General features: G+C 60.9%; 27 protein-coding genes. 21 read left to right on the plus strand and 6 right to left on the minus strand.

Going from position 1 to position 24,220, the window contains the following annotated elements:
- The first annotated feature begins 75 nt into the window (after nt 1-75).
- Both V7E26_RS04300 and V7E26_RS04305 read left to right on the plus strand, forming a co-directional pair.
- Nucleotides 76-1,209, plus strand: a complete 1,134-nt coding sequence (locus tag V7E26_RS04300) for an alpha-hydroxy acid oxidase (RefSeq protein WP_324413829.1) — start codon at nt 76-78, stop codon at nt 1,207-1,209.
- A 141-nt stretch (nt 1,210-1,350) separates the two neighbouring features.
- On the plus strand, nt 1,351-1,557 hold the full coding sequence (locus tag V7E26_RS04305) for a hypothetical protein (protein ID WP_324413920.1): 207 nt from the start codon (nt 1,351-1,353) through the stop codon (nt 1,555-1,557).
- Here V7E26_RS04305 and V7E26_RS04310 read toward each other — a convergent pair whose 3' ends face one another.
- Complete coding sequence (locus V7E26_RS04310; RefSeq protein WP_324413831.1) at nt 1,558-1,743, minus strand: hypothetical protein; 186 nt, start codon at nt 1,741-1,743, stop codon at nt 1,558-1,560.
- 279 nt (nt 1,744-2,022) lie between these two features.
- Between V7E26_RS04310 and V7E26_RS04315 the strand changes: the two genes are divergently transcribed.
- On the plus strand, nt 2,023-2,376 hold the full coding sequence (locus tag V7E26_RS04315) for a phasin (RefSeq protein ID WP_324413922.1): 354 nt from the start codon (nt 2,023-2,025) through the stop codon (nt 2,374-2,376).
- A 21-nt stretch (nt 2,377-2,397) separates the two neighbouring features.
- On the opposite strand, the gene V7E26_RS04320 is transcribed toward V7E26_RS04315, so the two are convergent.
- Entirely contained in the window at nt 2,398-2,649 is a 252-nt protein-coding gene (locus tag V7E26_RS04320) for a hypothetical protein (protein ID WP_324413833.1), read from the minus strand.
- Nucleotides 2,650-2,806: 157 nt separating this feature from the next.
- Between V7E26_RS04320 and V7E26_RS04325 the strand changes: the two genes are divergently transcribed.
- The 8 genes from V7E26_RS04325 to V7E26_RS04360 all read left to right on the plus strand — a co-directional run bounded on the left by V7E26_RS04325 (nt 2,807) and on the right by V7E26_RS04360 (nt 8,922).
- Nucleotides 2,807-3,082 carry a hypothetical protein gene (locus V7E26_RS04325; protein ID WP_324413835.1) on the plus strand — a complete coding sequence of 92 codons (276 nt, stop codon included), beginning with the start codon at nt 2,807-2,809 and terminating at the stop codon, nt 3,080-3,082.
- A 696-nt stretch (nt 3,083-3,778) separates the two neighbouring features.
- A complete protein-coding gene (locus tag V7E26_RS04330; protein ID WP_324413837.1) occupies nt 3,779-3,931 on the plus strand; it encodes a hypothetical protein in 153 nt (50 codons plus the stop codon).
- Nucleotides 3,932-5,061: 1,130 nt separating this feature from the next.
- Nucleotides 5,062-5,223, plus strand: a complete 162-nt coding sequence (locus V7E26_RS04335; protein ID WP_324413839.1) for a hypothetical protein — start codon at nt 5,062-5,064, stop codon at nt 5,221-5,223.
- Nucleotides 5,224-5,933: 710 nt separating this feature from the next.
- Nucleotides 5,934-6,176, plus strand: a complete 243-nt coding sequence (locus tag V7E26_RS04340) for a hypothetical protein (RefSeq protein WP_324413841.1) — start codon at nt 5,934-5,936, stop codon at nt 6,174-6,176.
- Nucleotides 6,173-6,472, plus strand: coding sequence for a hypothetical protein (locus V7E26_RS04345; protein WP_324413842.1), 300 nt, complete (start codon nt 6,173-6,175; stop codon nt 6,470-6,472). The genes V7E26_RS04340 and V7E26_RS04345 overlap by 4 nt, the downstream gene beginning before the upstream one ends.
- Nucleotides 6,473-6,496: 24 nt before the next feature.
- The gene (locus tag V7E26_RS04350) at nt 6,497-6,946 is read left to right on the plus strand and encodes a GNAT family N-acetyltransferase (RefSeq protein WP_324413844.1); all 450 of its coding nucleotides are present in this window, start codon (nt 6,497-6,499) and stop codon (nt 6,944-6,946) included.
- 214 nt (nt 6,947-7,160) lie between these two features.
- Nucleotides 7,161-8,360, plus strand: coding sequence for an acyl-CoA dehydrogenase family protein (locus V7E26_RS04355; RefSeq protein ID WP_324413924.1), 1,200 nt, complete (start codon nt 7,161-7,163; stop codon nt 8,358-8,360).
- A gap of 10 nt (nt 8,361-8,370) precedes the next feature.
- On the plus strand, nt 8,371-8,922 hold the full coding sequence (locus V7E26_RS04360) for a flavin reductase family protein (protein ID WP_324413846.1): 552 nt from the start codon (nt 8,371-8,373) through the stop codon (nt 8,920-8,922).
- Nucleotides 8,923-8,975: 53 nt separating this feature from the next.
- Here V7E26_RS04360 and V7E26_RS04365 read toward each other — a convergent pair whose 3' ends face one another.
- The gene (locus tag V7E26_RS04365) at nt 8,976-9,851 is read right to left on the minus strand and encodes a polysaccharide deacetylase family protein (protein ID WP_324413848.1); all 876 of its coding nucleotides are present in this window, start codon (nt 9,849-9,851) and stop codon (nt 8,976-8,978) included.
- A 17-nt stretch (nt 9,852-9,868) separates the two neighbouring features.
- On the minus strand, nt 9,869-10,975 hold the full coding sequence (locus V7E26_RS04370) for an LLM class flavin-dependent oxidoreductase (RefSeq protein WP_324413926.1): 1,107 nt from the start codon (nt 10,973-10,975) through the stop codon (nt 9,869-9,871).
- Between the two features lie 172 nt (nt 10,976-11,147).
- On the opposite strand from V7E26_RS04370, the gene V7E26_RS04375 reads away from it, so the two are divergent.
- The 4 genes from V7E26_RS04375 to V7E26_RS04390 are packed head-to-tail and all read left to right on the plus strand — an operon-like array spanning nt 11,148 to nt 15,753.
- On the plus strand, nt 11,148-12,029 hold the full coding sequence (locus V7E26_RS04375) for an FAD binding domain-containing protein (protein WP_324413850.1): 882 nt from the start codon (nt 11,148-11,150) through the stop codon (nt 12,027-12,029).
- Entirely contained in the window at nt 12,026-12,511 is a 486-nt protein-coding gene (locus V7E26_RS04380; RefSeq protein ID WP_324413852.1) for a (2Fe-2S)-binding protein, read from the plus strand. The genes V7E26_RS04375 and V7E26_RS04380 overlap by 4 nt, the downstream gene beginning before the upstream one ends.
- Nucleotides 12,508-14,901 (plus strand): xanthine dehydrogenase family protein molybdopterin-binding subunit, encoded by a 2,394-nt coding sequence (locus tag V7E26_RS04385; RefSeq protein WP_324413854.1) that lies wholly within the window; start codon nt 12,508-12,510, stop codon nt 14,899-14,901. The genes V7E26_RS04380 and V7E26_RS04385 overlap by 4 nt, the downstream gene beginning before the upstream one ends.
- 39 nt (nt 14,902-14,940) lie before the next feature.
- The gene (locus V7E26_RS04390; protein ID WP_442893352.1) at nt 14,941-15,753 is read left to right on the plus strand and encodes an enoyl-CoA hydratase/isomerase family protein; all 813 of its coding nucleotides are present in this window, start codon (nt 14,941-14,943) and stop codon (nt 15,751-15,753) included.
- Between the two features lie 15 nt (nt 15,754-15,768).
- On the opposite strand, the gene V7E26_RS04395 is transcribed toward V7E26_RS04390, so the two are convergent.
- Nucleotides 15,769-16,923 (minus strand): zinc-dependent alcohol dehydrogenase, encoded by a 1,155-nt coding sequence (locus tag V7E26_RS04395; protein ID WP_324413856.1) that lies wholly within the window; start codon nt 16,921-16,923, stop codon nt 15,769-15,771.
- A 182-nt stretch (nt 16,924-17,105) separates the two neighbouring features.
- Here V7E26_RS04395 and V7E26_RS04400 point away from each other — a divergent pair, with 182 nt between their 5' ends.
- From V7E26_RS04400 to V7E26_RS04420, 5 genes are read left to right on the plus strand one after another with little or no spacing between them, the layout of a single operon-like run.
- Nucleotides 17,106-18,113, plus strand: a complete 1,008-nt coding sequence (locus V7E26_RS04400; RefSeq protein WP_324413859.1) for an ABC transporter substrate-binding protein — start codon at nt 17,106-17,108, stop codon at nt 18,111-18,113.
- 38 nt (nt 18,114-18,151) lie between these two features.
- Nucleotides 18,152-18,967, plus strand: a complete 816-nt coding sequence (locus V7E26_RS04405; protein WP_324413861.1) for an ABC transporter permease — start codon at nt 18,152-18,154, stop codon at nt 18,965-18,967.
- A 4-nt stretch (nt 18,968-18,971) separates the two neighbouring features.
- Nucleotides 18,972-19,757: an ABC transporter permease gene (locus tag V7E26_RS04410; protein ID WP_324413863.1), complete on the plus strand. Its 786-nt coding sequence runs from the start codon at nt 18,972-18,974 to the stop codon at nt 19,755-19,757.
- Complete coding sequence (locus tag V7E26_RS04415) at nt 19,754-20,815, plus strand: ABC transporter ATP-binding protein (RefSeq protein ID WP_324413865.1); 1,062 nt, start codon at nt 19,754-19,756, stop codon at nt 20,813-20,815. Before V7E26_RS04410 ends, V7E26_RS04415 begins: the two co-directional genes overlap by 4 nt.
- An 8-nt stretch (nt 20,816-20,823) precedes the next feature.
- Nucleotides 20,824-21,663, plus strand: a complete 840-nt coding sequence (locus V7E26_RS04420; RefSeq protein WP_324413866.1) for a phosphodiesterase — start codon at nt 20,824-20,826, stop codon at nt 21,661-21,663.
- A gap of 7 nt (nt 21,664-21,670) precedes the next feature.
- Here V7E26_RS04420 and V7E26_RS04425 read toward each other — a convergent pair whose 3' ends face one another.
- Nucleotides 21,671-22,759 carry an amidohydrolase family protein gene (locus V7E26_RS04425; protein WP_324413868.1) on the minus strand — a complete coding sequence of 363 codons (1,089 nt, stop codon included), beginning with the start codon at nt 22,757-22,759 and terminating at the stop codon, nt 21,671-21,673.
- 88 nt (nt 22,760-22,847) lie between these two features.
- Between V7E26_RS04425 and V7E26_RS04430 the strand changes: the two genes are divergently transcribed.
- Nucleotides 22,848-23,873 (plus strand): Bug family tripartite tricarboxylate transporter substrate binding protein, encoded by a 1,026-nt coding sequence (locus tag V7E26_RS04430; RefSeq protein ID WP_324413870.1) that lies wholly within the window; start codon nt 22,848-22,850, stop codon nt 23,871-23,873.
- The last annotated feature ends 347 nt before the right edge of the window (nt 23,874-24,220 follow it).

Raw genomic sequence — 24,220 nt, forward strand, 5'->3', positions numbered from 1 at the left:
TCTAACCCATTCAAAGCGGGTAGCTTTTCCCGTTCTTCTACGGCTAATCTGTCGCCAAAGCGGGAGAGAAACAACATGAACGACGCGACCCCCATCCGGCCGGCGCGAAATGTCGAACTCGGCGCCAGCGGCGAGGAATTCCAGAACCTCCACGAGTTCATCAGGAAGGCGCGAGCGCGGCTGAACCAGAATGCCTGGGACTATATCGTCGGCGCCGCGGAGACGGAGACCACCATGCGCCGCAATCGCATGGCCCTCGACGAGATCGCATTCCGGCCTCGCGTGCTGCGCAATGTCGCCAAGGTCGATCCCTCGGCCGAGGTGTTGGGCCGCCGCCTCCGCCTGCCGGTCATGATCGCGCCGGTCGGCGCGCTCGAGATTTTCGATCCGGATTCAGGTGCTGCGGTGGCGCGCGGCGTCGGCCGGTTTGGCGCCGCCCACATGTTGAGTTCGGTCTCCGAGCCGGGCCTCGAGGCGACCGCCAAGGCGGCTCCCGACGCGCTGCGCATTTTCCAGCTCTATGTGCGAGGGGATGACGCCTTCGTCGAAGACACCGTGAGCCGCAGCATCGACAATGGTTATGCCGCCTTCTGCCTCACCGTCGATACCGCGCATTACAGCCGGCGCGAGCGCGATATCGCCAAGCGCTATGTCCGTGAAAGCCGCATCAGGGCGACCGGCGGCGACTTCCAGAAGGGGCTGGAATGGCGCACCGTGAAGCTGATCAAGGACAAGTATAAAATTCCGCTCGCCATCAAGGGCATCGCGACCGCGGAAGATGCCAGGATCGCAATCGATCACGGCGTGGAGTGGATCTACGTGTCGAACCATGGCGGCCGCCAGCTCGATCACGGCCGCGGTTCCATGCATGTGCTGCCGGAAATCGTCGATGCGGTCGCCGGCCGTGCCAAGATCATGGTCGATGGTTCGTTCTGCCGCGGGACCGATATCGTCAAGGCGATCGCTTCCGGCGCCGACCTCGTCGGCATCGGCCGCCTGCAGTGCTGGGCGCTCGCCGCCGCCGGCGAGGCCGGCATCGTGCGAATGCTCGAATTGCTCGAAGACGAGGTCATCCGCTGTCTCGGGCTATTGGGTGTCACCCGTTTTTCCGAACTCGACAGGTCTTACTTGCATCCGACAACACCGACCAATCTGCCCAGCGTGTTCAGCGCCTTTCCGTTGGTCGATATCGAGCCCTATCGTTACTGACGGCCAGGGCCGCCGCCGGGCCTGCATCATCCCCCGGGTCGAGTGGCCGGGGGAACCCGAGGTCGATTGCCGCATTATCAGGCGCGTGTGGTGCGCCGCCGCATGATCGATTTTGATTTAACGAAGTAATTGTTGGGGCGAATGGCAGAAAATCCTTTCGCGGCATTCAGCCTCGAGAAGGCCATCGGCCTTCGCTGGACACTGCGGGATATCCAGGCGCGGCGACTGAAACTGTCGCCGGTCAGCGATGAAGATCTGAAGACGCTGACAGGCCTGGGCCTGATCGAAGTTCGAGATGACGGGCTTGTGCTGACGCCAGCCGGGACTGCCGTGCTGAACGGGTCCTGATCAGCGCGCCTTCAGGAAACTCTCGCCGGAATCGCAGGGTGCGCAGCGATAGGTCAGAACGTCGTAGTTCTGGTCGCGGGGCTCGATCGCGGCCAGCCGCATCTGCGCGCCGCATTTCATGCAGGGCATCTTTATGCTGGTCTTGAAACGCGTACAGGTCGGCGTCGGTCGAAACGTTAGCAGCATCTTATCCCCTTGTCCCAAAAGAGACGAAAACCAGAGACGCAACGCCACCGACAACCCTGACACGAATCACTTTGCAACACTGTTGTGCCACACTGTTGCCACCATTGGAATCGGGCAATGGTGGCAAGGTAAGCAAAGGGTTCCGTGGATCGTGCTCCCCGGTTGGACGGATCAAATGCCGATGTCGCGGCGGTCGACGCCGGGCGGGCCCGCTCCAATACGAAGCAGACCTCGCCGGGATTTATGCTAACCTGCCCAAGTCGATACTGGAGGACGACCATGACTGAACCGAAACTCGAAGTCCCGGCCGAGCTGCGCGAACTGGCCGAGAAAACCATCGATCAGGCGGAAAAGGCATTCAGCATGTTCTTCGATGCCGCCGGGAAGTCCATGACATCGATGCCGGGGGCGGGCACAGAGATTTCCAAGCAGGCACTATCGTTCACCGAGCAGAACATGAGGGCTGCATTCGAGCATGCCCGCAAACTGGTGCATGCAACCGATCTTCAGGAAGCGCTGCGGATCCAGTCCGAGTTCCTGCGCAGCCAGTTCACCAACGCCGGGGAGCATATGCGACAGATCACCGGCGGCGTCATTTCGGCCGCAAAAGACTCGGCCAAGGGCAAGTTCTGAAAAGGCAAGTTCTGAAAAATGCTAGCGGCGGCGCGCGATCGCGACGCCGAACAGAAAGGCGACGAACAGGCTGGCCAGCGGCGCTTCCCGGGTGATCGCGCTGATGGTCGAGAGCGGCATCCCGGGCCGCCGCGCCGTCGTGATCGCGTCGCCAAGGCGGTTGACCGCCGCCTGCAGCCCATCGGACACCTCCGTGAGCGTGCGCGACACATCGGTCGCGGTGTCGATAGCGCGTTCGGCAATGTTGGGCTGCGATGGCTCTTCGATATTCACGGGCTGCTACTCGTTCATGTCAGGCCACGGACTGGTGTCCTGACAATACGCGGTTATGCCATTGGTTCCCTAAAACTGCGCAGGACGGGTCGACGAGGAACCTCTACCCGCTGCCGGGATTTAATTCAGATCGGAGGAAATCAATACGGATGGTCAGATGACGAAGGAACTGACGGAGAAAAGTTTGAGCCGATCCGGCGGCGCGCCGCTGAAGGTTGCGATTGCCGTCGCAATTCTCGGCGTGCTCAGCATGCTGGTCGTCGACCATGGGCATTGGAATAAGCCAAAAGTGCAGCACCCGGTAGTGGCGAACTACAGCACGACAGGCGAAGCGGCGCGCGCGGCCGGCGCGCAGGTGATGCCGACCGAGCGCAGGCTCGAGGTCGAGCCCGACCCGCCGATGCCCGCAGCCGGTCCATCCGGCCAATCCTGAGCCACGGTAGAGACCGGTGTTTGACATGTCGGGCAAATCACCGACATAAGGGTATCGTTCTGAAGTTCACGAGCGCCAATCGAGCGCGTCAGCGCGCGAAGACGAACTGGCGGAAGCGATCACCGGACGGGCCGCAACGAAATCAGAAGACGTTGCGACTTCGTTTCGATGTCACCGATTGCCACGGTTTGCATCTGCCTTGATTTGTCCTTGACGCGTCGGGCAACTCAGGTGCATATTAGCACCATCGCAAATATTGTAGAGCCCGCGCCGGAAACGGTTGCGGGCTTCTTTATTTTCTCACGCGAGCCGACTCTGTCGGCTACGCTGTGGTGTTCGCTTTTCAGTGACCGCTTGAGAATGATCAGATACGCCGGCTTCGCGGCATAACGCCATCACAGGGAAACTTGCGAAACCCGCCCGGAGCAATCCCGCGCGGGCTTTTTGTTCGGAAATCCTCGAATCGGACGGCGGCCGCGCATCGACGCCGCAACTCCCAACGCCCCCGCCTGGGCGTCGCGAGCGAGCCGCCGTCCGAAACCTCATTACCATTGGCCGGCATGCGCGAACATGTCGGCCGCGGCGCGTATCGTCACGCGCCGCACGCGGCCCCCGAGGGATAAGGTTCGCGCCCCAAATGATCTGCGCCCACACCGCGATCATGCCGCACATTTCTATTTTGCAGGGGAGAGGCCGATGACTGCCTACCTGATCTCGCTTGCGCTCATCGGTCTCGTCGTCATCGCCGTTTTCGGAGGAATTCTCGTGAGCGCCGACATCATCAAAAAAATACCGCGTCTAAAACGCGATGAGGTGCAGACGGATCTTCCGACGATTGCGTTTCGCTGAGCGCGCCCGCGAGCGGGGTGCAGGGACTATTGACGATGTTCCTGTTTCGTTCTAGTGACATGAAAATGGATCAAGGGGCGCCCAGTGGTGCATCGACAAAAGCCGAGAGCAGGTGGTGCAAAGAAGCCGTCAGACACTCGATGGAGTGAGCCCGTTCTTGTCCAATATCAGTTTAGATACGGTGCCAAGCGACGGGAAGCTGTAGCCCGTTTGGGCTTTCCGCGACTCGACGAAAGCAATCCCGGTGAATGGATTTGCCCGTTCCAGATTCATGGCTTGAAGGACGATCTTCTTCGCTGGGCGCGCAGTAATGACGGATTGCTGTCGTTGACGATCGCCAGTTCCTTTATTCGCAGGTCGCTGGATCGGCTCAAGGACGTCAGCTCAGATATTGTTCCGTATTGGGTCGTCTTTCCCAGGCAAGTGCCTTTTTGCTATGGGCCCGAGTTTCATTGGCATCTATGCAAAATCCTCGATGCGGAAATCAAGAAAAAGGGTAGGCAGCTTGACAGGCGGATCGCCGGCAGGAAATCCGGAAGGCAACCATAGCTCAAGGCGCATCAGATCGGCGCTCCAGCTTCGCGTCCAACCTATGCGCCTCCTCGAGCCGTTGCCGTACGCGAAAATCTGGCTCGCTTCTGGAGCGCCGACGTCAAGGTTAAGTTGCACGAAACTGTCGGCTACAGAGTTCGCGGTCGACGCCTTTGGATTCGATTTCTGCGATCGGTGAAGGCTGAAGAACGATCACTGGCATAACGCCACTATCGCGAAACGTACTTGGCCCGCGTGGAGTAATCCGTTGCGGGCTTTTTGTTTGGAAATCCTCGAATCGGACGGCGGCCGCACATCGACGCCGCAACTCCCAACGCCCCGCCTGGGCGTCGCGAGCGAGCCGCCGTCCGAGACCTCACTACCATTGGCCGGCATGCGCGAACATGTCGGCCGCGGCGCGCATCGTCACGCGCCGCATGCGGCCCCCGACGGGACAAGGTTCGCGCCCCAAATGATCAGCGCCCACACCGCGATCATGCCGCACATTTCTATTTTGCAGGGGAGAGGCCGATGACTGCCTACCTGATCTCGCTTGCGCTCATCGGTCTCGTCGTCATCGCCGTTTCGGAGGAATTCTCGTGAGCGCCGACATCATCAAGATCATCTCGCGTCCGAAACGCGATGACGTACAAACGGATTTTCCGGCGATTGCCTTTCAGTCAGCGCGGCGCGAACCCGCGATCGATCCGGTCGATGTTGCACGCGACGAGTGCACCGGATCGGCCAACCGGGAAACCTAAATGGGCAAAGCCAGGGCTCTTCTTGAAATTCGCTCGCTGGCGCGTAGCCACACCCGAACTGCGATCCGCGTTCTCGTCGCTCCGGCAGCCAGCCAATAAGATACCTTGCTCGTCGTAGCGTTGACCAGGTATCCCCGTTTACAGCAAGCGCACCGGAAGCTGCCTATCCGCAAAGTGTGCCTGTTGACGCATTCGGGAATGCAGCACCGCGGTTAGAGCGCGCTCCACTCAGCCGTGGTCCGGACTCGCAGGCCAGCAGCTCAGCTTGGCTCTCTACCGACAAGCCGGCCTTGCAATGGATCCTTTCCCCCCTCGGTCTTCGGCTTTCCGAATCCTTCCGGCCCGTTTGGCAGCGTTGCCGCGGACTGGCCGTCTGCTCTTGCGGGCGTTTCTAGAGATCGCAGGTCGGCGGAAGCATTGTCTGACACGAACCTGCTCGCGACACCGTCTGCACCGTCCGATGGATTTCGTACAGTCGATCGTCCAGGCCTGATTGGTGGTTCAAGCAACGGTGTTTCACCGGATACGCCGGCCGGCGTGGCGGCACGGATCGCTGCTCTAACGAGCGTTGTGCCCGCGAGCATGAATCCTCTGACCCCGCAAGCGGATGGGATCTCTGCCAACGGCCCGCCGCAGCCCTGGCTCCTTCGCGCGTTGGCCGGCCGTCTTTGAGAGTTGGCTCGCGCGCTTCGCCTCATCAATAGCAGGACGTGCCCTTGTCCATCCTGAAAATTCCAACGGCGAAGGTCTTTGAGCCGCTGCTGGCGCCCGCGCGCTACAAGGGTGTTTACGGCGGTCGTGGATCGGGAAAACTTCTGGTTTTTGACAAGGTCCTTGGCCTTGGCACGACCGATCCGCTCGCCGGCTTCGCGGCGACGACCTCAAATCTGGTGGTGTCGTTCTATTTCGCCAAGCGCGGTTTCGAGAATGTGGCGCGGATCATCAAGCGATGACCGGGATACAGGCTGCTGATATCAGAGCCATCGTCATCGAGACGCTGGCCGAGCAACAGAGGCTACGCCATGAAGACATCGATGCCGTGGTCCTCAAGGCAATCGAAGCGACGTTGGTTTCCTTCGGTCTCGACGAGGATCGAAAAGAGGCGCGCGCCGATTTTGAGCATCTGCGGCGCTGGCGCCGAAGCGTGGAGCAGGCGCAGAGTTATACGTTCAAGGCGGTCATTACGGTCATTGCAACCGGATTCGTTGGAGCCATCTGGCTCGGTATCAAGACAACCCTTGGCAAGTAATCCATTGACCGGCGGACATCGACGATGAAATCGAACACTCGAGAGACGTACCGGATCCGTGAGATTGACGGAACTGACGAGGACGTGGCGTATACTCTCACCGAACTTCATGAGTCGACCTTCCTGGATAGTGCTCCCGTTCCCAAATTTGATCGGGGGCACTGGTGGTTTGCCTTTCGCGGTAGTGAACCGGTCGGCTTCGCGGGCATGATCCCATCGACCCACGTCTCCAATGCCGGATATCTTTGTCGTGTTGGCGTACTTGGCAGGCATAGCGGGCGTCAGCTTCAGTTGCGCCTGATGCGAGCCATGGAGGCGCGGGCGCGGCTTAGTGGGTGGTGCTCGATCGTCTCCGACACGACCAACAACGTCCGCTCAGCCAACAACTTCATTCGCGCCGGTTACCGTTTGTTTATCCCGTCCCATCCCTGGGCCTGGCCGAGTACGCTCTATTGGCACAAGGCCATCAAATAGCGCCCGCGACCATTCGCTATCTCAAATCGCTTTTGCCCGGTGGCCGTGCGGCCACCGGGCTTTTTTGCGTTCGTGGGTCCCTATCGCGGCGTGGTAGGCATGCTTTCTACGCCTTGATCATTGCCGGTCAGACAGTAGACTGACAAAGCTCGGGCAGCGGAAAGCAACGGAGCAGGCGAGGAAACACATGGCCGGGGAGAGCGGCAAGCCAGAGATGGGATCACCCGCGGGGCCAGGAACGGCGACCTACGACAGTATGGTCGCACGCGCCAGATCCCTGATTCCGGAGTTGCGCGATCGTGCTTCAAGGACGGAAGAGCTTCGGCGGCTTCCGCCGGAGACCGAGCGCGATTTGCATGACGCCAGCCTGTTCCGAATTGTGCAACCCAAACGGGTCGGTGGCGCCGAGCTCGACTACGTCGCTTTGGTCGATTGCGCGGATGCGCTCGGACAAGCGGACGCTTCCGTCGCATGGAATTTTGCCAATCTCGCCAGTCATCATTGGATGCTCGGCATGTTTGACAGGCAGGCGCAGGATGCAGTTTGGAATGTAAATGTCGATGCCTTGATCGCGTCGTCCTTCATCTTTCCGGCCGGCCGGGCGAGGAGGGCGGAAGGAGGATACATCCTGCACGGTCATTGGCCGTTTTCGTCGGGGGTCGAGTCCTGCGATTGGAACATGCTTGCAGGCGTAGTGGCAACGGATGACGAGGCGGACGGGATTGAGTATCGAATATTTCTTATCAACAGGCGCGACTACAGGATCAACGATACCTGGAATGCGACGGGGCTATGCGGCACCGGTTCGAATGACGTATGGGTCGAGGATACATTTGTCGCGGAGAACATGACGATCGCGGTCAGCGATTTGACCGGCGGGCCGACGCCAGGAAGCGCCGTCAATCCAAACGCGCTTTACGCCCTGCCGGTGTTCTCCCTGTTTCCTTACGTCTTGTCGGGTGTCGGCCTGGGCAACGCGCAAGCGTGCCTCAATGATTACGTCGACCTCGCGCGGCATCGGGCCTCGACCTACAATCGGGCCAAGCTGAGCGACCTTCAGACGACGCAGATCAAGATCGCGGAAGCCTCCGCCAAGATCGACGCGGCCCGTCTTGTGATGCGCACGAACTGCATCAAAGCGATGGCTGAGGCGAGGCGCGGCCACATTCCCGACCTTGCGGGCAAAACAACGCTGCGGCGGGATGGCGCCTTTTCGGTGAACCTTTGCACCGAAGCGGTCTCGTTATTGTTCGCTGCAAGCGGCGCGCGCAGCCTGTTCACCTCGGGCGCACTGCAGCGGCAGTTCCGCGACGCGCACGCGGTGAATTCGCACCTCGCATTCAATTTCGATGCGGCGGGAACCAATTATGGACGCGTGGCGCTAGGCTTGCCGTCCGAAAATCTGACGCTCTGAGGCTCGGCGGATGTCTGACTCACCCAAACATCCGGCCGATCCGGCCAACGAACTTGCCAGCGACAACTCGGCGATCGATCCGCGCGATTTTCGCAACGCGCTCGGTACGTTTGCGACGGGGGTCACGATCGTAACGGCGATGTCTGCGGACGGAATGCCGTACGGCGTAACCTGCAATTCTTTCGCATCGGTATCGCTCAATCCACCGTTGGTGTTGTGGAGCCTTGGAATGTTTTCGCAAGGACTCTCGATCTTTCAGAATGCAAGCCACTTCACCGTCAACGTTCTCGGCGCGTCCCAGCAGGCACTGGCATCGCAGTTTGCAAAATCGTCGGACGACAAATTTGCCGGTGTGAGCTGGACGCCGGGGCTTGGCTACGCTCCGGTGCTGGCCGACAGCGTCGCCAATTTTCAATGCCGTGCCGCCAATCGCTACTATGGCGGCGATCACATCATCTTTCTCGGAGCAGTCGAGGCCTACGCCTATAATCGACAGGAGCCCTTGCTGTTCGCGCGCGGCGGCTTCGGCCGATTTGTTGTGGGAGATGGCAAGTCCTCGTGACGAAGGCCGCTGTATTTTATCGGCTTCACGCCAGTTCCGGGTTAGATCGCGGTCTATCTGTTCGCCATTTCTGCGCGATACCAGTCGCCGATCTGGCTGGCGGTCATCAGTGCCACACCGTCATGACGCAGGACATAGTCGAGCAACGCTTCCAGATATTTGATGCGATGCGGCACGCCCGTGATATAGGGGTGTATTGAGATGGCCATGACCCGCGCATTTGATGCGCCTTCGAGATAGAGGCGATCGAACTGATCGGTGCAACGGGTCAGGAATTGATCTGATGGCAGGTGCTGCAGCGCGTGAATGGCGATATCGTTGGTCTCGACCGAATAGGGGATCGTCGTGATGGCGCCGTGAGGTGTGGCGATATCCTGCGGCAGATCGTCGATCACCCAGTCCGCGACATATTCAATGCCGTTGAGGCGCAGCAAGTCGAGTGTTTCCTCGGTCTCGGTGAGGCCGGGGCTTTCCCAGGACCGGGGCGGCTTCCCCGTGAATTTTGCAATGGTCTCCACCGAGCGCTTGATTGCATCTGCCTGGTTCTCGACCTTGTGCATCGGGCCTTGCACGAAACCGTGGCCCATGAACTCGAACCCGGCTTCGAGCGCGGCAGAGGCAACGCGCGGATAGGAGTTGCAGACATTGGCATTGATCGCCAACGTCACCGGTATCTTGCGCTCTGTCAGTGCCTTGAATTGACGCCAGAAGCCGGCACGCATGCCGTATTCGTGCCAGGACCAGTTCGGCACGTCAGGCAATAGCGGCTGGCCCATCGGCGGGCTCAGCACCGTGCGGGGCATCGAGCCTTCGATCTGCCATTCCTCCACGTTGAGGATGACCCAAACCGCCAGCTTCTTGCCGCCGGGAAGCGTCAGCCTGGGGCGGTCGATCTGTGCTTGATAGGGGATACGATCGCTCAGCGCCACGGCAAGCTCCTCGCAGGTTATTCGGCAGCTTTGGCGCCGCTGGATACGCCAGCATTGATACGGGGCATCACCTTTTCGGCCATCAGGATCATGGATTGGCGCCCCAGCTCGCGGTCCTTCCAATCCTTGCCGGCGTAGAGCAGTGTGCCGAATGGTCCGGTCTCTTCCTGAAATGCCAGCAGCTGATCGGCCACGCTGTCAGGCGTGCCATGAATGATCAGCTTGTCGCAGATCGACTCCAGCGTCACCTCGTCGTCAGCCTGGTCCCTCCGCGTCTTGAACAATTCGATGCGCCCGCCGCGCTTCAGCTTGGTGAACAAGGAGCGATAGTAGTAGACGTAGGGCCCGTTCGGATCGGTGGCATAGGACTTCGCGGTGGCGGCGTCCCTGGCGACGAACACGCTCTTGGCCACACGCCAGTTCGCTGAATCCGCAGGCCGACCGGCGCGTTCGCATCCCTCGACATATTTCGGCCAATGGCTTTTTACCCAGGCCGGCATCAGGAAGTTTGCCGAGATCGGGTCCCAGCCACGTGCTGCCGCTTCAGTCACTCCCCTGGAGAACGGAGCCACGGCAGTCACCACGATCGGCGGATGCGGCTGCTGCAAGGGACGAGGGATGAATCCCTGGCCAATATCCTCGATCAGGGTTTTCTCGACCGATATATTCCAGTATTTGCCCTGAAGGTTGTACGGCGGCTTGCTTGTCCAAATTTGAAGCACCTGGTTGATTGCCTCCAGGAACATGGCATTCCGATCGGCCTCCAGATTGCCGAACACTTCCGCGTCCGACAGCAGACCCCCGGGGCTGATGCCGAAGATCAGCCGCCCATCGAGCATGTGATCGAGCATGGCGATCGAGCCCGCGACCGCCGCCGGATGAGCATTGGGCATGTTGACAGTGCCGGTGCCCAATTTGATCTGCCTGGTTGCCGCGGCGAGCCAGGCGATGAAAGCGACGCAGGACGTAATGTTCTCGGCCCGGTCGGTGGTGTGCTCGCCGACATAGCCCTCGGTGAACCCGAGCTCATCGGCCAGCAGGAAAGCCTCTCGATCCTCCTTGAGCGAAAGCCGCCAATCCTTGTCGATCGGATGGATCGGCATCGTAAAGAACCCAAGCTTCATGGGGCGTTCATCCTTGGCGGGCTTCTTGTTGGGCAGAGAACGTGCGTTGTCCATCGTACGAAAACAAGCTCAAAGTCGAAACAATCGCCGGAGAACAAACTTGACCTTTGGTGATCTCAGCCCTCTAATTCCATGAAAATGTCGATAGTTGGCCGGGGAGGTCACGTCAGAAATGAAAGCCTCGGCCTTTGCCTATGCCCGCGCAACCAGCGTGGCAAACGCGCTGGAATTGCTCGGCATGCACGGCGAGAAGGCCAAGGTGCTGTCGGGCGGCCAGAGCCTGCTGGCAGCGATGAATCTACGCCTGATCGCACCTGAGCTCGTCGTCGATATCGGCGACCTGGCTGAGTTGCGCGGGGTGGTGGTGAAGGGAGACGTCCTTGCTATCGGCGCCCTGACGCGGCATGCCGATCTCCTGAGGTCGCCCGAAATTGCCGCTCACGCGCCCTTGCTGAAGGATGCCGTCGCCCACGTCGCTCATCCCGCGATCCGCAACCGCGGCACGATCGGCGGGAGCCTTGCGCAGGCGGACCCGGCATCTGAATTGCCGGCTTGCATGCTCACGCTTGGCGCTACCATTATTGCTCGCGGATCGGCCGGCGAGCGGCGGATTGCCGCAGACGAGTTCTTCGCCGGCATCTACGAAACCGTATTGACGCCGCATGAACTGCTGGTCGCCATCGAGTTGCCGCTGGTCCCGAAAGGCTCGACGCACTTCTTTCAGGAGTTCGCTCGCCGACATGGCGACTACGCGCTCGTCGGCCTTGCAGCGCAGGCCGCTATAGGCGACGGCCGGTTCACCGATCTTCGTCTAGGCTTCTTTGCCGTCGGCGATCGGCCACTACTGGCCCGGTCGGCCGACAAACTGGTTGATGTCGCCATCACACCCGCCGTGTTGGCCGAGGCGGCTTGCGCATTGGGCGATGAACTGGACCCAATGGAGGATCAACAGGCCACGCCAGCCATGCGACGGCACCTGGCGAAAGTCCTGCTGACGCGGTGCGTATCCTCTTTGCTTGCCCGTTCCGACCTCGCCGTTGGAGCGTCAGCGTGACAAACGCGATCGCGGTTTCGCTGCGTGTCAATGGTGAGCGCGTCGAAGCGAATGTGCTGCCGCGTCTGAACCTGGCGGATTTCCTTCGCGAGCACCTCAAACTGACCGGCACGCATGTCGGCTGTGAACACGGCGTATGCGGAGCCTGCACCGTCCGTGTCAATGGCGATATTGTCCGTTCCTGCCTGCTGCTTGCGGTGCAGGCGCACAACGCGACGGTCGAAACAATCGAGGGGCTGTCCGATAGCGGCGAGATCTCCGATCTGCAGTCTGCGTTCCGGGACCGTAACGCATTGCAATGCGGCTTCTGTACGCCGGGCATGTTGATGGCGGCGCAGGATCTGCTGAAGCAATCGCCGGCTCCGGACCGGGAGCAGATCCGCGAGCACCTTTCCGGCAATTATTGTCGCTGTACCGGCTATCAGGCCATTGTCGACGCCATTGAGACCACGGCGCGGGCGCGCACCGGACGGCTGCCATGACATCGGCACAGGCGCCCCCCAAGACACTTTCCGCGGTGGACCGTCCGAATTCCTATATCGGCAAGACCGTGCCGCGGCCGAATCTCGATCGGTTGATGCAGGGGCGAGGGCACTATGTCAGCGACATCGAGCTGCCGCGAATGGCGCATGTCGTATTCGTCCGTTCCCCCCACGCGCACGCAAGAATCAACAGCATGGATGCCTCGGCGGCCAGGCAAATGCCGGGAGTGATTGCGGTCGTTTCGGGCACGGAACTCGCGACCGTCATTACGCCGTGGGTCGGCGTACTCTCGCATCTGAAAGGCCTCAAATCCGCGCCGCAAAGCGCTATCGCAATTGACCGCGTGTGCTGGCAGGGCGAAGCGGTGGCGGCCGTGGTGGCGAGCAGCCGAGCCCAGGCCGAGGACGCCGCCGAGCATGTCCTGGTTGACTACGAGGAGCTCGATGCCGTCACCGACATGCGCACTGCGCTTGATTCTGCAACACCCGTGATCCACGGCTCGCTTGGCGACAACCTGGCCTTTGAGCGTGTTCATGACGCGGGCGGCGTCGATCGGGCATTTGCCGAGTCCGACGAGGTCGTGGAGACCGAATTCATATTCGGACGACATACCGGAGTGACGCTGGAGCCGCGCGCGGTGGTGGCGGATTGGAACGTGGCGGAAGCGAAGCTCACGATCTATCAAGGCACGCAGGCGCCGCACATGGTGCAAAATATTGCAGCGCTCCATCTCGGCTTGAGGGAAGCGCAGGTCCGCGTGGTCTGCAAGGACGTCGGCGGCTCCTTCGGTATCAAGGTTCACATCTACGCCGACGAGATGGCTACTTACGCGCTGTCCAAGCGGTTGCGCCGGCCGATCAAGTTCGTGGCCGACCGGGTCGAGAGCTTCAACACCGACATTCATGCCCGCGACCATCGCTGCAAGGGAAAGATCGGCGTGAAGCGCGACGGCACCATCACTGCGTTCGAGATCGACGATCTCACGGGCATCGGGCCCTATTCGATGTACCCGCGCACCAGCGCGATCGAGGCCAATCAGGTCGTCAATCTGGTCGGCGGTCCCTACGTGACGAAGAATTACCGGGCTCGCGCCCGTGTTGTCTTTCAGAACAAGAATGTGATGTGCCAGTACCGGGCGGTCGGCCATCCGATCGCCTGCTCGGTGACGGAAGGGCTGGTGGACCTTGCGGCCGCCAGGATCGGCATGGACCCGGTCGAAATCCGTCGTCGCAATCTGATCGCTGATGACGCCTATCCCTGTGCCTCCCCATCGGGCTTGCGCTTCGAGCAGCTGTCGCATCACGCAGCGCTCGCCAAACTCGTCAAGATGATGGATTACGACGGCTTGCGCGCGGAACAGGCGGACCTGCGGAAAAAGAAGATTTACCGGGGTATCGGCATCGCCAGCTTCATCGAGGTCACCAATCCCAGTGCAGCCTTTTATGGCGTCGGCGGCGCCAGGATTTCCTCGCAGGACGGCGTCGCAGTGCGGCTTGATCCCCAGGGCTCGGTGATTTGCCAGACCAGCATAACGGAGCAGGGGCAGGGCTCGGAAGCGCTCACGGTCCAGATCGTTGCAAGCGTGCTTGGCGTCTCGATGGATCGCGTTCGGGTGATTCTGGGAGATACCGACAATACACCGTATGGCGGAGGCACCTGGGCGTCGCGTGGCGCAGGTATCGGTGGCGAGGCCGCGCTGCAGGCCGCCAAGGTGCTGCGCAAGAATATCCTCGATGTTGCTGCCGCCATTCTCCAGTCTACCCCGGGCGAACTCGATATTGTCGATAACAGGGTGGTGACTGCAGCCGATGGCGCGCCGCGGATCGAATTGAGCGAGATCGGGCGTATTGTCTATTTCCGCCCGGACACGCTGCCGCCGGGTGTTCAGCCCGAACTGATGGCCACCAGGCACTATGTTCCGCGCGAGTATCCCTTTGCCTTCACCAATGGCGTTCAGGCCGCCTGGCTGGAGGTCGATATCGATACCGGCTTCATCAAGCTGCTCAGGCATTGGGTCGTCGAGGATTGCGGCACCATCATCAATCCGCAGCTGGTCGACGAGCAGATCAGGGGTGGCGTGGTACAGGGCCTCGGCGCCGCCTTGTTCGAGAAATGCGAATATGACGAGCGCGGTCAGCTCACCAATGCCAATATGGCGGACTATCTGGTTCCGATGGCCGGCGAGATGCCGGATATCGACGTCGGGCACGTGGTCTCGCCGACCATGGAATCAGAGCTGGGGGCGAAAGGCGCAGGTGAGGCAGGCACTGCGGGCGCAGCAGCGGCGGTAGCCAACGCAGTCAATGACGCGCTTCGGCCATTTGGAACTGTTGTCACGGAGATTCCTCTAACGCCCCAGCTTATTTTAAGCGCGTTGGGGCGAATCTAACTCCACATCGATAAGATCGATCGAAAGAAGAGGACGTCCATGGACCCAGCCCGCACCATGCAAACCGAATCCCAAGAAGTCCTTTATGAGGTGGCCGGTCACATTGCAGTCATCACGCTCAACGCGCCTGAGCGCATGAATACGATTTCAGGTCCCATGCTGAATGACCTGACACGCATCCTCGTCGGGGCCAACGAGGACCGGGATGTTCGTTGCGTGATCCTCACTGGTACCGGGCGCGCGTTCTGCGCTGGTCTCGATCTGCGCAAAGAGCGCAGCGGAGATGGCCTCAGCGCGGCCTCTTCATCCACTTCGCTGGATTTGCGCAACACCCCGCCCACCGTTCTGCAGGCGATGGACAAGCCGACGATCTGCGCCGTGAACGGGGGAGCCGCCGGCTATGGCATGGATACGGCGCTCGGCTGCGACATCCGTATCATGGCTGAATCGGCGAAGCTGGCTGCGGCCTTTGTCAAACGCGGCGTGGTGCCGGAGTCCGGAGGTACGTGGTTTCTGCCGCGGATGATCGGTTGGGCCAAGGCCTCGGAACTGATCTTCACCGGTCGCACGCTCTCGGCGCGGGAGGCCATGGACTGGGGCCTTGCCAATGAGGTTGTGCCAGACGTTGAACTGATGGGACGGGCACGCGCGGTGGCACGCGAAATCGCGGCCAATGCGCCGCTGGCGGTACAGGCAGCCAAGCGCATGATGCGGATGGGACTGAATGAGACCTTCCCGGATCATGTCCATCACGTCTACCTGCAGCTTCTGCCGCTGTTCAAGACGCAGGACATGCAGGAAGGCATCAAGGCGTTCATGGAGAAGCGCGAACCGAAGTTCGAAGGGCGTTGATCGCCGCCGTTCGGGCTATTCGGCCGCCGCGTTCGCAAACGTGCCGGCTTGTCGGTTGGTGACGACCACCTTGATCGCACCATCGATGCGTTCGCGGGCATATCGCAGCGCGGTCGGCAGGTCCGCCAGCGGAAATGTGTGGGTATGGATCCTGGTGGCGTCGAAGCGCTTCTCCGCCATCAGTGCCATGGCGCGACGGGTGGCGCTGCGGCCCTCGCCGCGAATTCCATAGGCGTAGATGTTGTTCTTCACGAGATGCGCGAGATCCATCACGATTGGATCGTGCGGAAACGCGGCGAGACAGATTTTTCCGCCGCGATTGGTCATGTGAATGGCCTGGTTGATTGTCGCCTCGTTGCCGGCACATTCAACCACATAGTCGGCGCCGGCGCCGCCGGTGAGTTGTTTGACAACTGCAACCGCGTCTTCATCACTGATGTTGATGATGCGGTCGGCGCCGAGCTCTCGGCCGATTGCGAGCCGCTTGTTGCGCGTACCGGTCAGGATGACCGGGTTGGCTCCCAATGCCTTTGCGACGGCCACTGCGAGTAGTCCGATCGGCCCGGGGCCGATCACCACGACGCTCTCGCCGGCAACCAATCCCCCCAGTTCAGTCAGCCCATACATCGAGGTGCCCGCGGTAACGACCAGCGTTGCCTCGGCATCCCCCATGGTATCGGGCACCCGTGCCAGCGTGTTGATGTGATTGACCGCGTATTCGGCAAAACCGCCGTCGGTCGTGAAGCCGTTTGCGCGGTGGCCCTTCTCCGGCTTGCCATAGTTCAAACATGACGTGTACATGCCCTGGCGGCAGCGTTTGCACTGACCGCATCCCGCATGAATTTCCACGCTGACACGCTCGCCGATTCCGTATTCGTTTACATCAGGGCCGAGCGCTGCGACCGTGCCCATATATTCGTGGCCAGGCGTGAAGTTCTTGTTGAAGGGCAGGCCGCCTTCAATGCTGGCCGGTGAGCCCGAGTGAATGATTTCGAGATCCGTTGCACAGATCGCGACGGCGTCGATTCGGACCAGCACTTCGGCGCGCGAAGGAACGGGTGTCGGCTTCTCTTGCAGCAAGAGCTGATTCGGATCACCGAGCACCCAGGCTCTCATCCGATCGGGAATCGGAAATTTGGACGATGTCGTCACGCCTGGAGGTTGATACATGAACATCTCCTCTCGCGCGAGATGCTAGCGGAAATCACCGATCCGCGAAATTGTCGCGCCGCTAAAGCATGGGGTTTGCTGCACAGCAGCACGCTTTGTCGCAAAACCTTCATGTGCGACCTATACTTGCACGCCGGCTGATGCTGAAATCCTTAGAATTAAGACGCTGATCCGGAGTGACCATGAAGACCATCCGCTTTGTTCTTGCCCTGCTGGCGCTGTCTTTGATTGCGCCCTGGCAATCCGCCAAAGCGGCTGACGTAATCTGCTACAATTGCCCGCCGGAGTGGGCGGACTGGGCCTCGATGCTCAAGGCCATCAAGGCCGATCTCAGCTACGACATCCCGCACGACAACAAGAATTCAGGCCAGGCGCTGGCGCAAATTCTTGCCGAGAAGAACAATCCGGTCGGCGATATCGGCTATTTCGGCGTCACCTTCGGCATGAAGGCCAAAGCGCAGGATGCGCTCGAGCCCTACAGGCCTGCAAACTCGGATCAGGTCCCCGCCGGCCTCAAGGACGCCGATGGCTACTGGACGACGATTCATTCGGGCACGCTGGGGCTATTCGTGAACAAGGACGCGCTCGGTGGCAAGCCGGTGCCAGCCTGCTGGAAGGATCTCCTGAAGCCCGACTACAAGGGGATGGTCGGGTATCTCGACCCGTCTTCGGCGGCGGTCGGCTATGTCGGCGCGGTCGCCATCAACCTGGCACTCGGCGGCTCCGAATCGAACTTCGACCCCGCGATCAACTTCTTCAAGGATTTGCGCAAGAACGACCCGATCGTTCCCAAGCAGACATCCTATGCCCGCGTCGTCTCCGGCGAGATGCCGATCCTGTTCGACTACGATTTCAACGCCTACCGCGCGAAATATTCGGAGAAGGGCAATTTTGAATTCGTGATCCCCTGCGAGGGATCGGTGGTGTTCCCCTATGTCGTCGGCCTCGTCAAGAACGCGCCCCACAAGGACAACGCCAAGAAGGTGCTGGATTATCTCCTGTCAGACAAGGGGCAGGCGATCTGGACCAACGCCTACCTACGCCCGGCGCGGCCGATCGATTTGCCCGAAGCGGTCAAGAAGAAATTCCTGCCTGACAGCGACTATGCGCGCGCGAAGAATGTCGACTGGGGCCAGATGGAAAACGTGCAAAAAGGCTTTGTCGAGCGCTATCTCGCCGAGGTCCGCTGAGGCAATATGGCGCCTCTCGCCGGGGGCACCAGTTTTTAATGTCACATAGGTCATTCGTCTGGTTATGCCTGCTGCCGCTTGCGGCGGTGACAGCGGCATTTTTCCTGTTGCCGATGGCGCGGCTCGTTGTAACCGGAGCAGAGGGACCGCGGGGGATCGCGGGATATCTCGCGATCCTGGCCGAGTCGCGGTACCGCGCGACGCTGCTCAACACGGTCCTGCTGGCCACCGCGACCACAATTGTCACCCTGATCGTGGCGACGATTGCCGGGATGTTCCTGCAACGGCATCGTTTCCCTGGACGTGCCGTTCTGATTGCGATGCTGACGTTTCCGCTGGCGTTTCCCGGAGTCGTGGTCGGCTTCATGATCATCCTGCTCGCCGGGCGACAGGGCTTGATCGGGGATTTTTCCAACCGCCTGTTTGGTGAGAAACTGGTCGTTGCCTACTCGATCTACGGCTTGTTTCTCGGATACCTCTATTTCTCCATTCCGCGCGTCATCCTCACCATCATGGCTGCGGTGCAGAAGCTTGATGTCGGCCTGGAAGAAGCCGCGCGTTCGCTTGGCGCGAGCCCATGGGCGGTGCAGCGCGATGTTGTCCTGCCGGCGCTGGCGCCGGCTTTCGTTGCCTCCGGCGCCATTGCCTTCGCGACCGCGATGGGAGCATTCGGGACGGCATTCACGCTGGCGACCAACATCGATGTGCTGCCGATGCTGATCTATACCGAATTCACGCTGGCCGCGAATTTCTCGATCGCGGCGGCGCTGTCGGTCGGGCTCGGCGTCATCACTTGGCTGATTCTTGCGCTGGCCCGTTCCTTCAGTGGAAGCGCGGTTGCGGCGGCCGGCTGAACCCATGCGCGATCGCCTCATCTTTACCGGCCAGCTTATCTTCACCCTCCTGGTTGCCTCCTTTCTGGTGGTGCCCGCGATCCTGTCGATTTCAGCGGGGGTGACCGTCAACTATTTCCGCGGCATCCAGTCCGGCGTGACGCTGCAATGGGTCGCGCAGGTTTGGGAGCTCTATGCCGGCACCATCTTCCTCTCATTCGTTATTGCGTTCGCAACCCTCGCATTGACATTGGTCGTAGGCGTGCCGGCCGCCTATGCGCTGCATATCAGGGGAGGGCGGATGTCGCGCATCATCGAGGAAATCATCACCCTGCCGTTGGCGATCCCTGGCCTTGCCATCGCGCTGGCGCTGCTCCTGACCTACGGCAGCTTCGGCGATTTTCGCCGTTCCTGGATGTTCATTCTCGTGGGCCACGTCATCTTCACCATGCCGTTCATGGTGCGATCGGTGATGGCCGTATTCGCGACCATCGACATCCGGACGCTGGACGAGGGCGCGGCATCGCTCGGCGCTTCACCATGGCGGCGCTTCCGCGATGTGATCGTGCCCAATGCACTGCCGGGAATCCTGGCAGGAAGCCTGATGGTGGTGACGCTATCGCTCGGCGAATTCAACCTGACCTGGATGCTGCACACACCGTTGACCAAGACGCTGCCGATCGGGCTCGCCGACAGCTATGCCTCCATGAGGCTTGAGGTGGCTTCGGCCTATACGTTGATCTTCTTTGTGATGATCATTCCGCTATTGGTCGCCATGCAATTGTTTGCCGAGAAGGACGCGAAGAGGTGACTGCGCAGACCGGGCATGGCGCCGCCGTGGATATCGAAGCTTGCGGCAAGACCTTTGCCGACGGGACGCGCGCGCTCGAAGCTGCAACGCTCGACATCGCGCGAGGTGAAACGCTGGTGCTGCTTGGCCCTTCCGGCTGCGGCAAGACCACCATGCTGCGCATCATCGCCGGCCTGGAGCAGCCCGATGCCGGCGGCAAGGTGCTGTTCGACGGCAAGGATATGACGGCCGTGCCGATCGAGCGGCGCAACGTCGGGATGGTGTTTCAGTCCTACGCGCTCTTTCCCAACATGACCGTCTCGGAGAATATCGGCTACGGCCTGAAAATTCGCGGGGTGCCGCACAAGGAGCGTGCCGAACGCGTCGCCGAACTGGTCGCGCTCACCAACATCTCCGGCCTTGAGAGCCGCCGCATCGACCAGCTTTCCGGCGGGCAGCGCCAGCGCGTGGCGCTGGCGCGCGCGGTTGCGATCCGGCCGGGCATCCTGTTGCTGGACGAGCCATTGACGGCGCTGGATGCTGCGCTACGCGACCGGCTGCGCGGTGAACTGAACCGCCTGCTGCGTGCGCTGGGCATAACCACGATCTATGTGACTCATGACCAGTCCGAGGCCATGGAGCTTGGCGATCGCATCGTCGTGATGCAGAAGGGATCAATTGCCCAGATCGGCACGCCGCGGGAGATCTACTTCGCCCCGCAAGGCCGCTTCGTCGCCGAATTCATTGGTGCCGCGAACATTGTCGAAGCGTCGATTGAGAAAGGGTGTCTCGTGTTGCCCGGTGGGCGGCAGCCGATTCCCTGCGATGCAGACATGTCGGCCGCAGTGGCGATGATCCGCCCCGAAACCATCCGCGTCACGGCAGCTGGAGCCGCCCCGGTTTCCGGCACGATCGACAGCGTCAGCTTCATCGGCGACCGACAGCGGCTCGTCATCAGCGGAGCGTCCAGCAGGTTGCTTACCGTCGATGCACCGAATACGGTTCAGGCAAGGCCGGGTGACAGGATCGGCTTGTCGATTTCACCGGATTCCGTTCGCTTGCTGCCATCCGAGAGCTGAGAAGATCGATGTCGCCAAAGCCGGTCCATATTGCCCAGATTTCCGACCTGCATATCAAGCCGCCGGGATCGCTCGCCTATGGCCGCGTCGATACCGCCAAGGCGCTTGAGCGCTGCGTTGCCGCCCTGAACGAATTCGACCCGAAGCCGGACTTCGTGGTGATCTCGGGCGATCTGGCTGATACGCCGACGGCCGAGGAGTACCAATACCTCAAGCGGCTCCTGGCGCCCCTGAAGCTTCCGTTCGCCGCCATTCCCGGCAATCATGACTCGCGCGAGCTGATGCGCGCGGCATTTCCCTCCGCGGCGTATGTCTTCCCGTCCGGGCCGCTCAACCAGAGTATCGAAGTCGCCGGGCTCGATCTTCTGTTGCTGGACTCAAGCGTGCATCGCAAGCCGCATGGCGAGCTCGACGAGCCGACATTGCAATGGCTTGACGCGACCCTCGCTTCGTCACCCGACCGGCCGGCGCTGCTGTTCCTGCATCATCCACCATTCAAGGCAGGCATTTGGCACATGGATCGCCAAAATCTCCTGAATGCAAGCCAGCTTGAGCCGATTGTACGCCGTCATTCGCGGGTGCAATTGATTGCGACAGGGCATATTCATCGTGCGACGCTGACGATGTTTGCAGGCGTACCGACCACGATATGCCCGGCTCCAAATCACGCGGTTGATCTCGATTTGGCCGAGCTGCGCGAACCTTCCTTCAAGGTCGAGCCGCCTGCCTTTCATCTCCACAGTTGGTTTCCGGGCGAGGGGGTCGGCACCGTCGTGACCCATCAGGTCCCGATCGGCGCCTTCGACGGCCCCCACCCGTTCTTCGCGCCTGACGGCAAGCTGTTGTAGGCTCGGCTCAAGCCACTTTTAGCCCGAACAATCTCGCCGCATTGCCACCCAGAATCGCGATCTTTTGCTTGTCCGACAGCGTCGTGGTCGCGAAGACGTGGTCGACAGGGCGCGTTTCCCAGGGGATCGGGTGATCGGTGCCCAGCATCACCTGGCTGGCGCCGACCTGCGCCACCAGATGGCGCAGGCCTTCCGGCGTGAACACCATGGCGTCGAAATAGAGCTGGTTGAGATATTCGGATGGCTTCTTCTTCAGCGTGATGTTCGGATTGCAGTTCTGAGGCGATACGAAGCATGCATGGTCGCCGCGCGCGGCGTAAGAGCCGAGATAGCCGCCGCCATGCGCGGCAATGATCTTGAGCCCGGGGAAGCGATCGAGCGTCCCCTCGAAGATCAGGTGCTGCAGGGCGATCGTGGTGTCGAGCGGATTGCCGATGGTGTTCGACAGCCAGCCGTTGCCCTTGAAACGTTTGGCGAGTTCCGGCGTGCTCTGCGGATGGATGAACAGCACCGCGCCGAGTTCTTCCGCCTTGGCCCAGACCGGATGGAATTTCGGATCGGAAAAATCCTCGCCCAGCACGCTGCCGCCAATCGCAGCGCCGCGAAGGCCCTGCTTCTTGACCGCCGTCTCGAGCTGTTGCACCGCGAGATCGGGATACTGGAGTGTCAGGGAAGCGAACGCGCCAAACCGTTCCGGTCGCGCTGCACAGAGCTCCGCCAGCTTCTCGTTCTGAACTTTGACGATCTGGGCTGCGATATCGCGATCCTTGCCGTACCAGAACGGATTGATCGACAGCACCTCCATATCGATTGCCATCGCATCCATTTCCTTCAGGCGCTGCTCGATGGCGATAAAGTGCTCGGGCACGCCCTTCACAGGGGGCAGAACCTTGTCGGCCCCGTCGCCCATCAGGTTGAGGGCTTCGCGGAAATAGCAGTGCGCGTGAACATCCACGGTCAGGACGCGCTTGCCACTGACTTTAACCGGCAGGCGAGGGGCCTTCGGTTGGGCGTGGGCTGCCTCCAGCAGGCCGCAACTGCAGAAGGCGATTCCGCTTGCGGCCGCGCCTTTCAGGAAGGTTCGTCGGGTGGTCATTGATTGCCTCCCTCAATATTTCTGGATCACGTTTCCCCAGGCCGGCCATTGACGCGTCGGCTCGTTTTTGCTGCGACACATTGCCAATTTGAGCCTGGAAGGGCAAATATTCTTGGAAGAACGAGACCTACTGGGAGAACGTCAAATGCGCCTGCTTTACTCGCTAATTCCGGCGCTCGCGCTGTTCTCAAGCCATCCTGCGATCGCCCAGGGGACCTATCCGGACCGGCCCATCAAGATGATCGTGCCGTTGGCTGCGGCAAGCGCGGTCGATGTTGCAGCGCGAATTGTGACGCAGAAAATGGCCGACAACATGGGCCAGCAATTCGTGATCCTGAACCAGCCCGGTGCATCGGGGCTGATCGGAGCCGAGGCCGTCGCACGTGCCGAACCGGACGGCTACACGATTGGCGGGTTCAACGACAGCGTCATGACAATGGTGCCGAACCTGCAGTCAAAAATGCGCTGGGACATTCTCAAGGATTTCGAGCCGGTGTCACTGGTCGCAACGGTCGAGTGGGGGCTCGTTGCCAGCAATCAGGCCAGCTTCAAGAGCGCCGCAGATCTGATCGCGGCCGCAAAGGCGGCGCCCGGGAAGATCGACTATGGCTCGGGAGGGCCGGGAAGCCCGCAGCATCTGGCGATGGCGATGTTCGCTTCAGCCGCCGGCATATCGCTCACGCATGTGCCTTACAAAGGTGCAACCCAGGCTGCAACCGACGTCGCAGCCGGCCAAATTCCCGTTGCCTTCCAGGGGCTCGGCACGGTCGCATCGCTCGTGCGCGGTGGTCAGCTCAGGCTGATCGGCGTGACCACCGAAAAGCGGCTGGCGCAATTCCCCGACGTGCCGACTGTCTCGGAATCCGGTCTGCCAGGCTTCTTCTTCAATTCATGGTTCGCGATCCTTGCTCCAGCCGGTACGCCGAAGGAAATTCTCGCGCGCCTGAACGCAGAGGCACTGAAGGCGGTCGGCGATCCCGAGGTTCGCCGCAAGCTTGAAGAGCTGGGTTTCGCAGTGCGCGGCAGCTCGGCGGAGGAGCTGCGCGCGATGACGCGCGATCAACTCGCGAAGTATGAGCGCGTGATCAGGGAAACGGGAATCGCCAGGGAATAGAAGCGGCCGGCGGCGTCATTGCTGCCGGCAGCCAGCGAGCCGTCACGCGATCAATGGCAGGCGGGCAATGGGGCCGCGGCGCTGGGCATAGCTCGGCTTTCGAGCATCCCCTAGTTGCATGGCGTGTAATCTGCTACGAAAACCCCGATTGTGGTTGAATCAACCGCCTTCCCGCCCTTCCGAGCCCCGAGATCCAGCGCATCATGGCTTGCCCGTTAGAACTTCGATCGATCTGGACCAACGGCATAAGTGATTGTTCCATCAGGATCTTTCGCTAGTTTGACCAAGGTGGATGGAGGAAGTTGAGGGTGTCCTGCCGGGTCTGTTCGTCGACGCTGAGAGCTGGC

This window comes from Bradyrhizobium sp. (assembly GCF_036735945.1).
Lineage (GTDB): Bacteria > Pseudomonadota > Alphaproteobacteria > Rhizobiales > Xanthobacteraceae > Bradyrhizobium.

What these genes read in the sequence shown, in the direction of transcription:
- V7E26_RS04310 (WP_324413831.1), bottom strand. Translation starts at nt 1,743, where the DNA reads ATGCTGCTAACGTTTCGACCGACGCCGACCTGTACGCGTTTCAAGACC.
- V7E26_RS04360 (WP_324413846.1), top strand. Translation starts at nt 8,371, where the DNA reads ATGTCTGACTCACCCAAACATCCGGCCGATCCGGCCAACGAACTTGCC.
- V7E26_RS04410 (WP_324413863.1), top strand. Translation starts at nt 18,972, where the DNA reads ATGCGCGATCGCCTCATCTTTACCGGCCAGCTTATCTTCACCCTCCTG.
- V7E26_RS04375 (WP_324413850.1), top strand. Translation starts at nt 11,148, where the DNA reads ATGAAAGCCTCGGCCTTTGCCTATGCCCGCGCAACCAGCGTGGCAAAC.
- V7E26_RS04405 (WP_324413861.1), top strand. Translation starts at nt 18,152, where the DNA reads ATGTCACATAGGTCATTCGTCTGGTTATGCCTGCTGCCGCTTGCGGCG.
- V7E26_RS04345 (WP_324413842.1), top strand. Translation starts at nt 6,173, where the DNA reads ATGACCGGGATACAGGCTGCTGATATCAGAGCCATCGTCATCGAGACG.
- V7E26_RS04315 (WP_324413922.1), top strand. Translation starts at nt 2,023, where the DNA reads ATGACTGAACCGAAACTCGAAGTCCCGGCCGAGCTGCGCGAACTGGCC.
- V7E26_RS04355 (WP_324413924.1), top strand. Translation starts at nt 7,161, where the DNA reads ATGGGATCACCCGCGGGGCCAGGAACGGCGACCTACGACAGTATGGTC.
- V7E26_RS04370 (WP_324413926.1), bottom strand. Translation starts at nt 10,975, where the DNA reads ATGAAGCTTGGGTTCTTTACGATGCCGATCCATCCGATCGACAAGGAT.
- V7E26_RS04350 (WP_324413844.1), top strand. Translation starts at nt 6,497, where the DNA reads ATGAAATCGAACACTCGAGAGACGTACCGGATCCGTGAGATTGACGGA.
- V7E26_RS04325 (WP_324413835.1), top strand. Translation starts at nt 2,807, where the DNA reads ATGACGAAGGAACTGACGGAGAAAAGTTTGAGCCGATCCGGCGGCGCG.
- V7E26_RS04420 (WP_324413866.1), top strand. Translation starts at nt 20,824, where the DNA reads ATGTCGCCAAAGCCGGTCCATATTGCCCAGATTTCCGACCTGCATATC.
- V7E26_RS04330 (WP_324413837.1), top strand. Translation starts at nt 3,779, where the DNA reads ATGACTGCCTACCTGATCTCGCTTGCGCTCATCGGTCTCGTCGTCATC.
- V7E26_RS04400 (WP_324413859.1), top strand. Translation starts at nt 17,106, where the DNA reads ATGAAGACCATCCGCTTTGTTCTTGCCCTGCTGGCGCTGTCTTTGATT.
- V7E26_RS04395 (WP_324413856.1), bottom strand. Translation starts at nt 16,923, where the DNA reads ATGTATCAACCTCCAGGCGTGACGACATCGTCCAAATTTCCGATTCCC.
- V7E26_RS04300 (WP_324413829.1), top strand. Translation starts at nt 76, where the DNA reads ATGAACGACGCGACCCCCATCCGGCCGGCGCGAAATGTCGAACTCGGC.
- V7E26_RS04425 (WP_324413868.1), bottom strand. Translation starts at nt 22,759, where the DNA reads ATGACCACCCGACGAACCTTCCTGAAAGGCGCGGCCGCAAGCGGAATC.
- V7E26_RS04305 (WP_324413920.1), top strand. Translation starts at nt 1,351, where the DNA reads ATGGCAGAAAATCCTTTCGCGGCATTCAGCCTCGAGAAGGCCATCGGC.
- V7E26_RS04385 (WP_324413854.1), top strand. Translation starts at nt 12,508, where the DNA reads ATGACATCGGCACAGGCGCCCCCCAAGACACTTTCCGCGGTGGACCGT.
- V7E26_RS04390 (WP_442893352.1), top strand. Translation starts at nt 14,941, where the DNA reads ATGGACCCAGCCCGCACCATGCAAACCGAATCCCAAGAAGTCCTTTAT.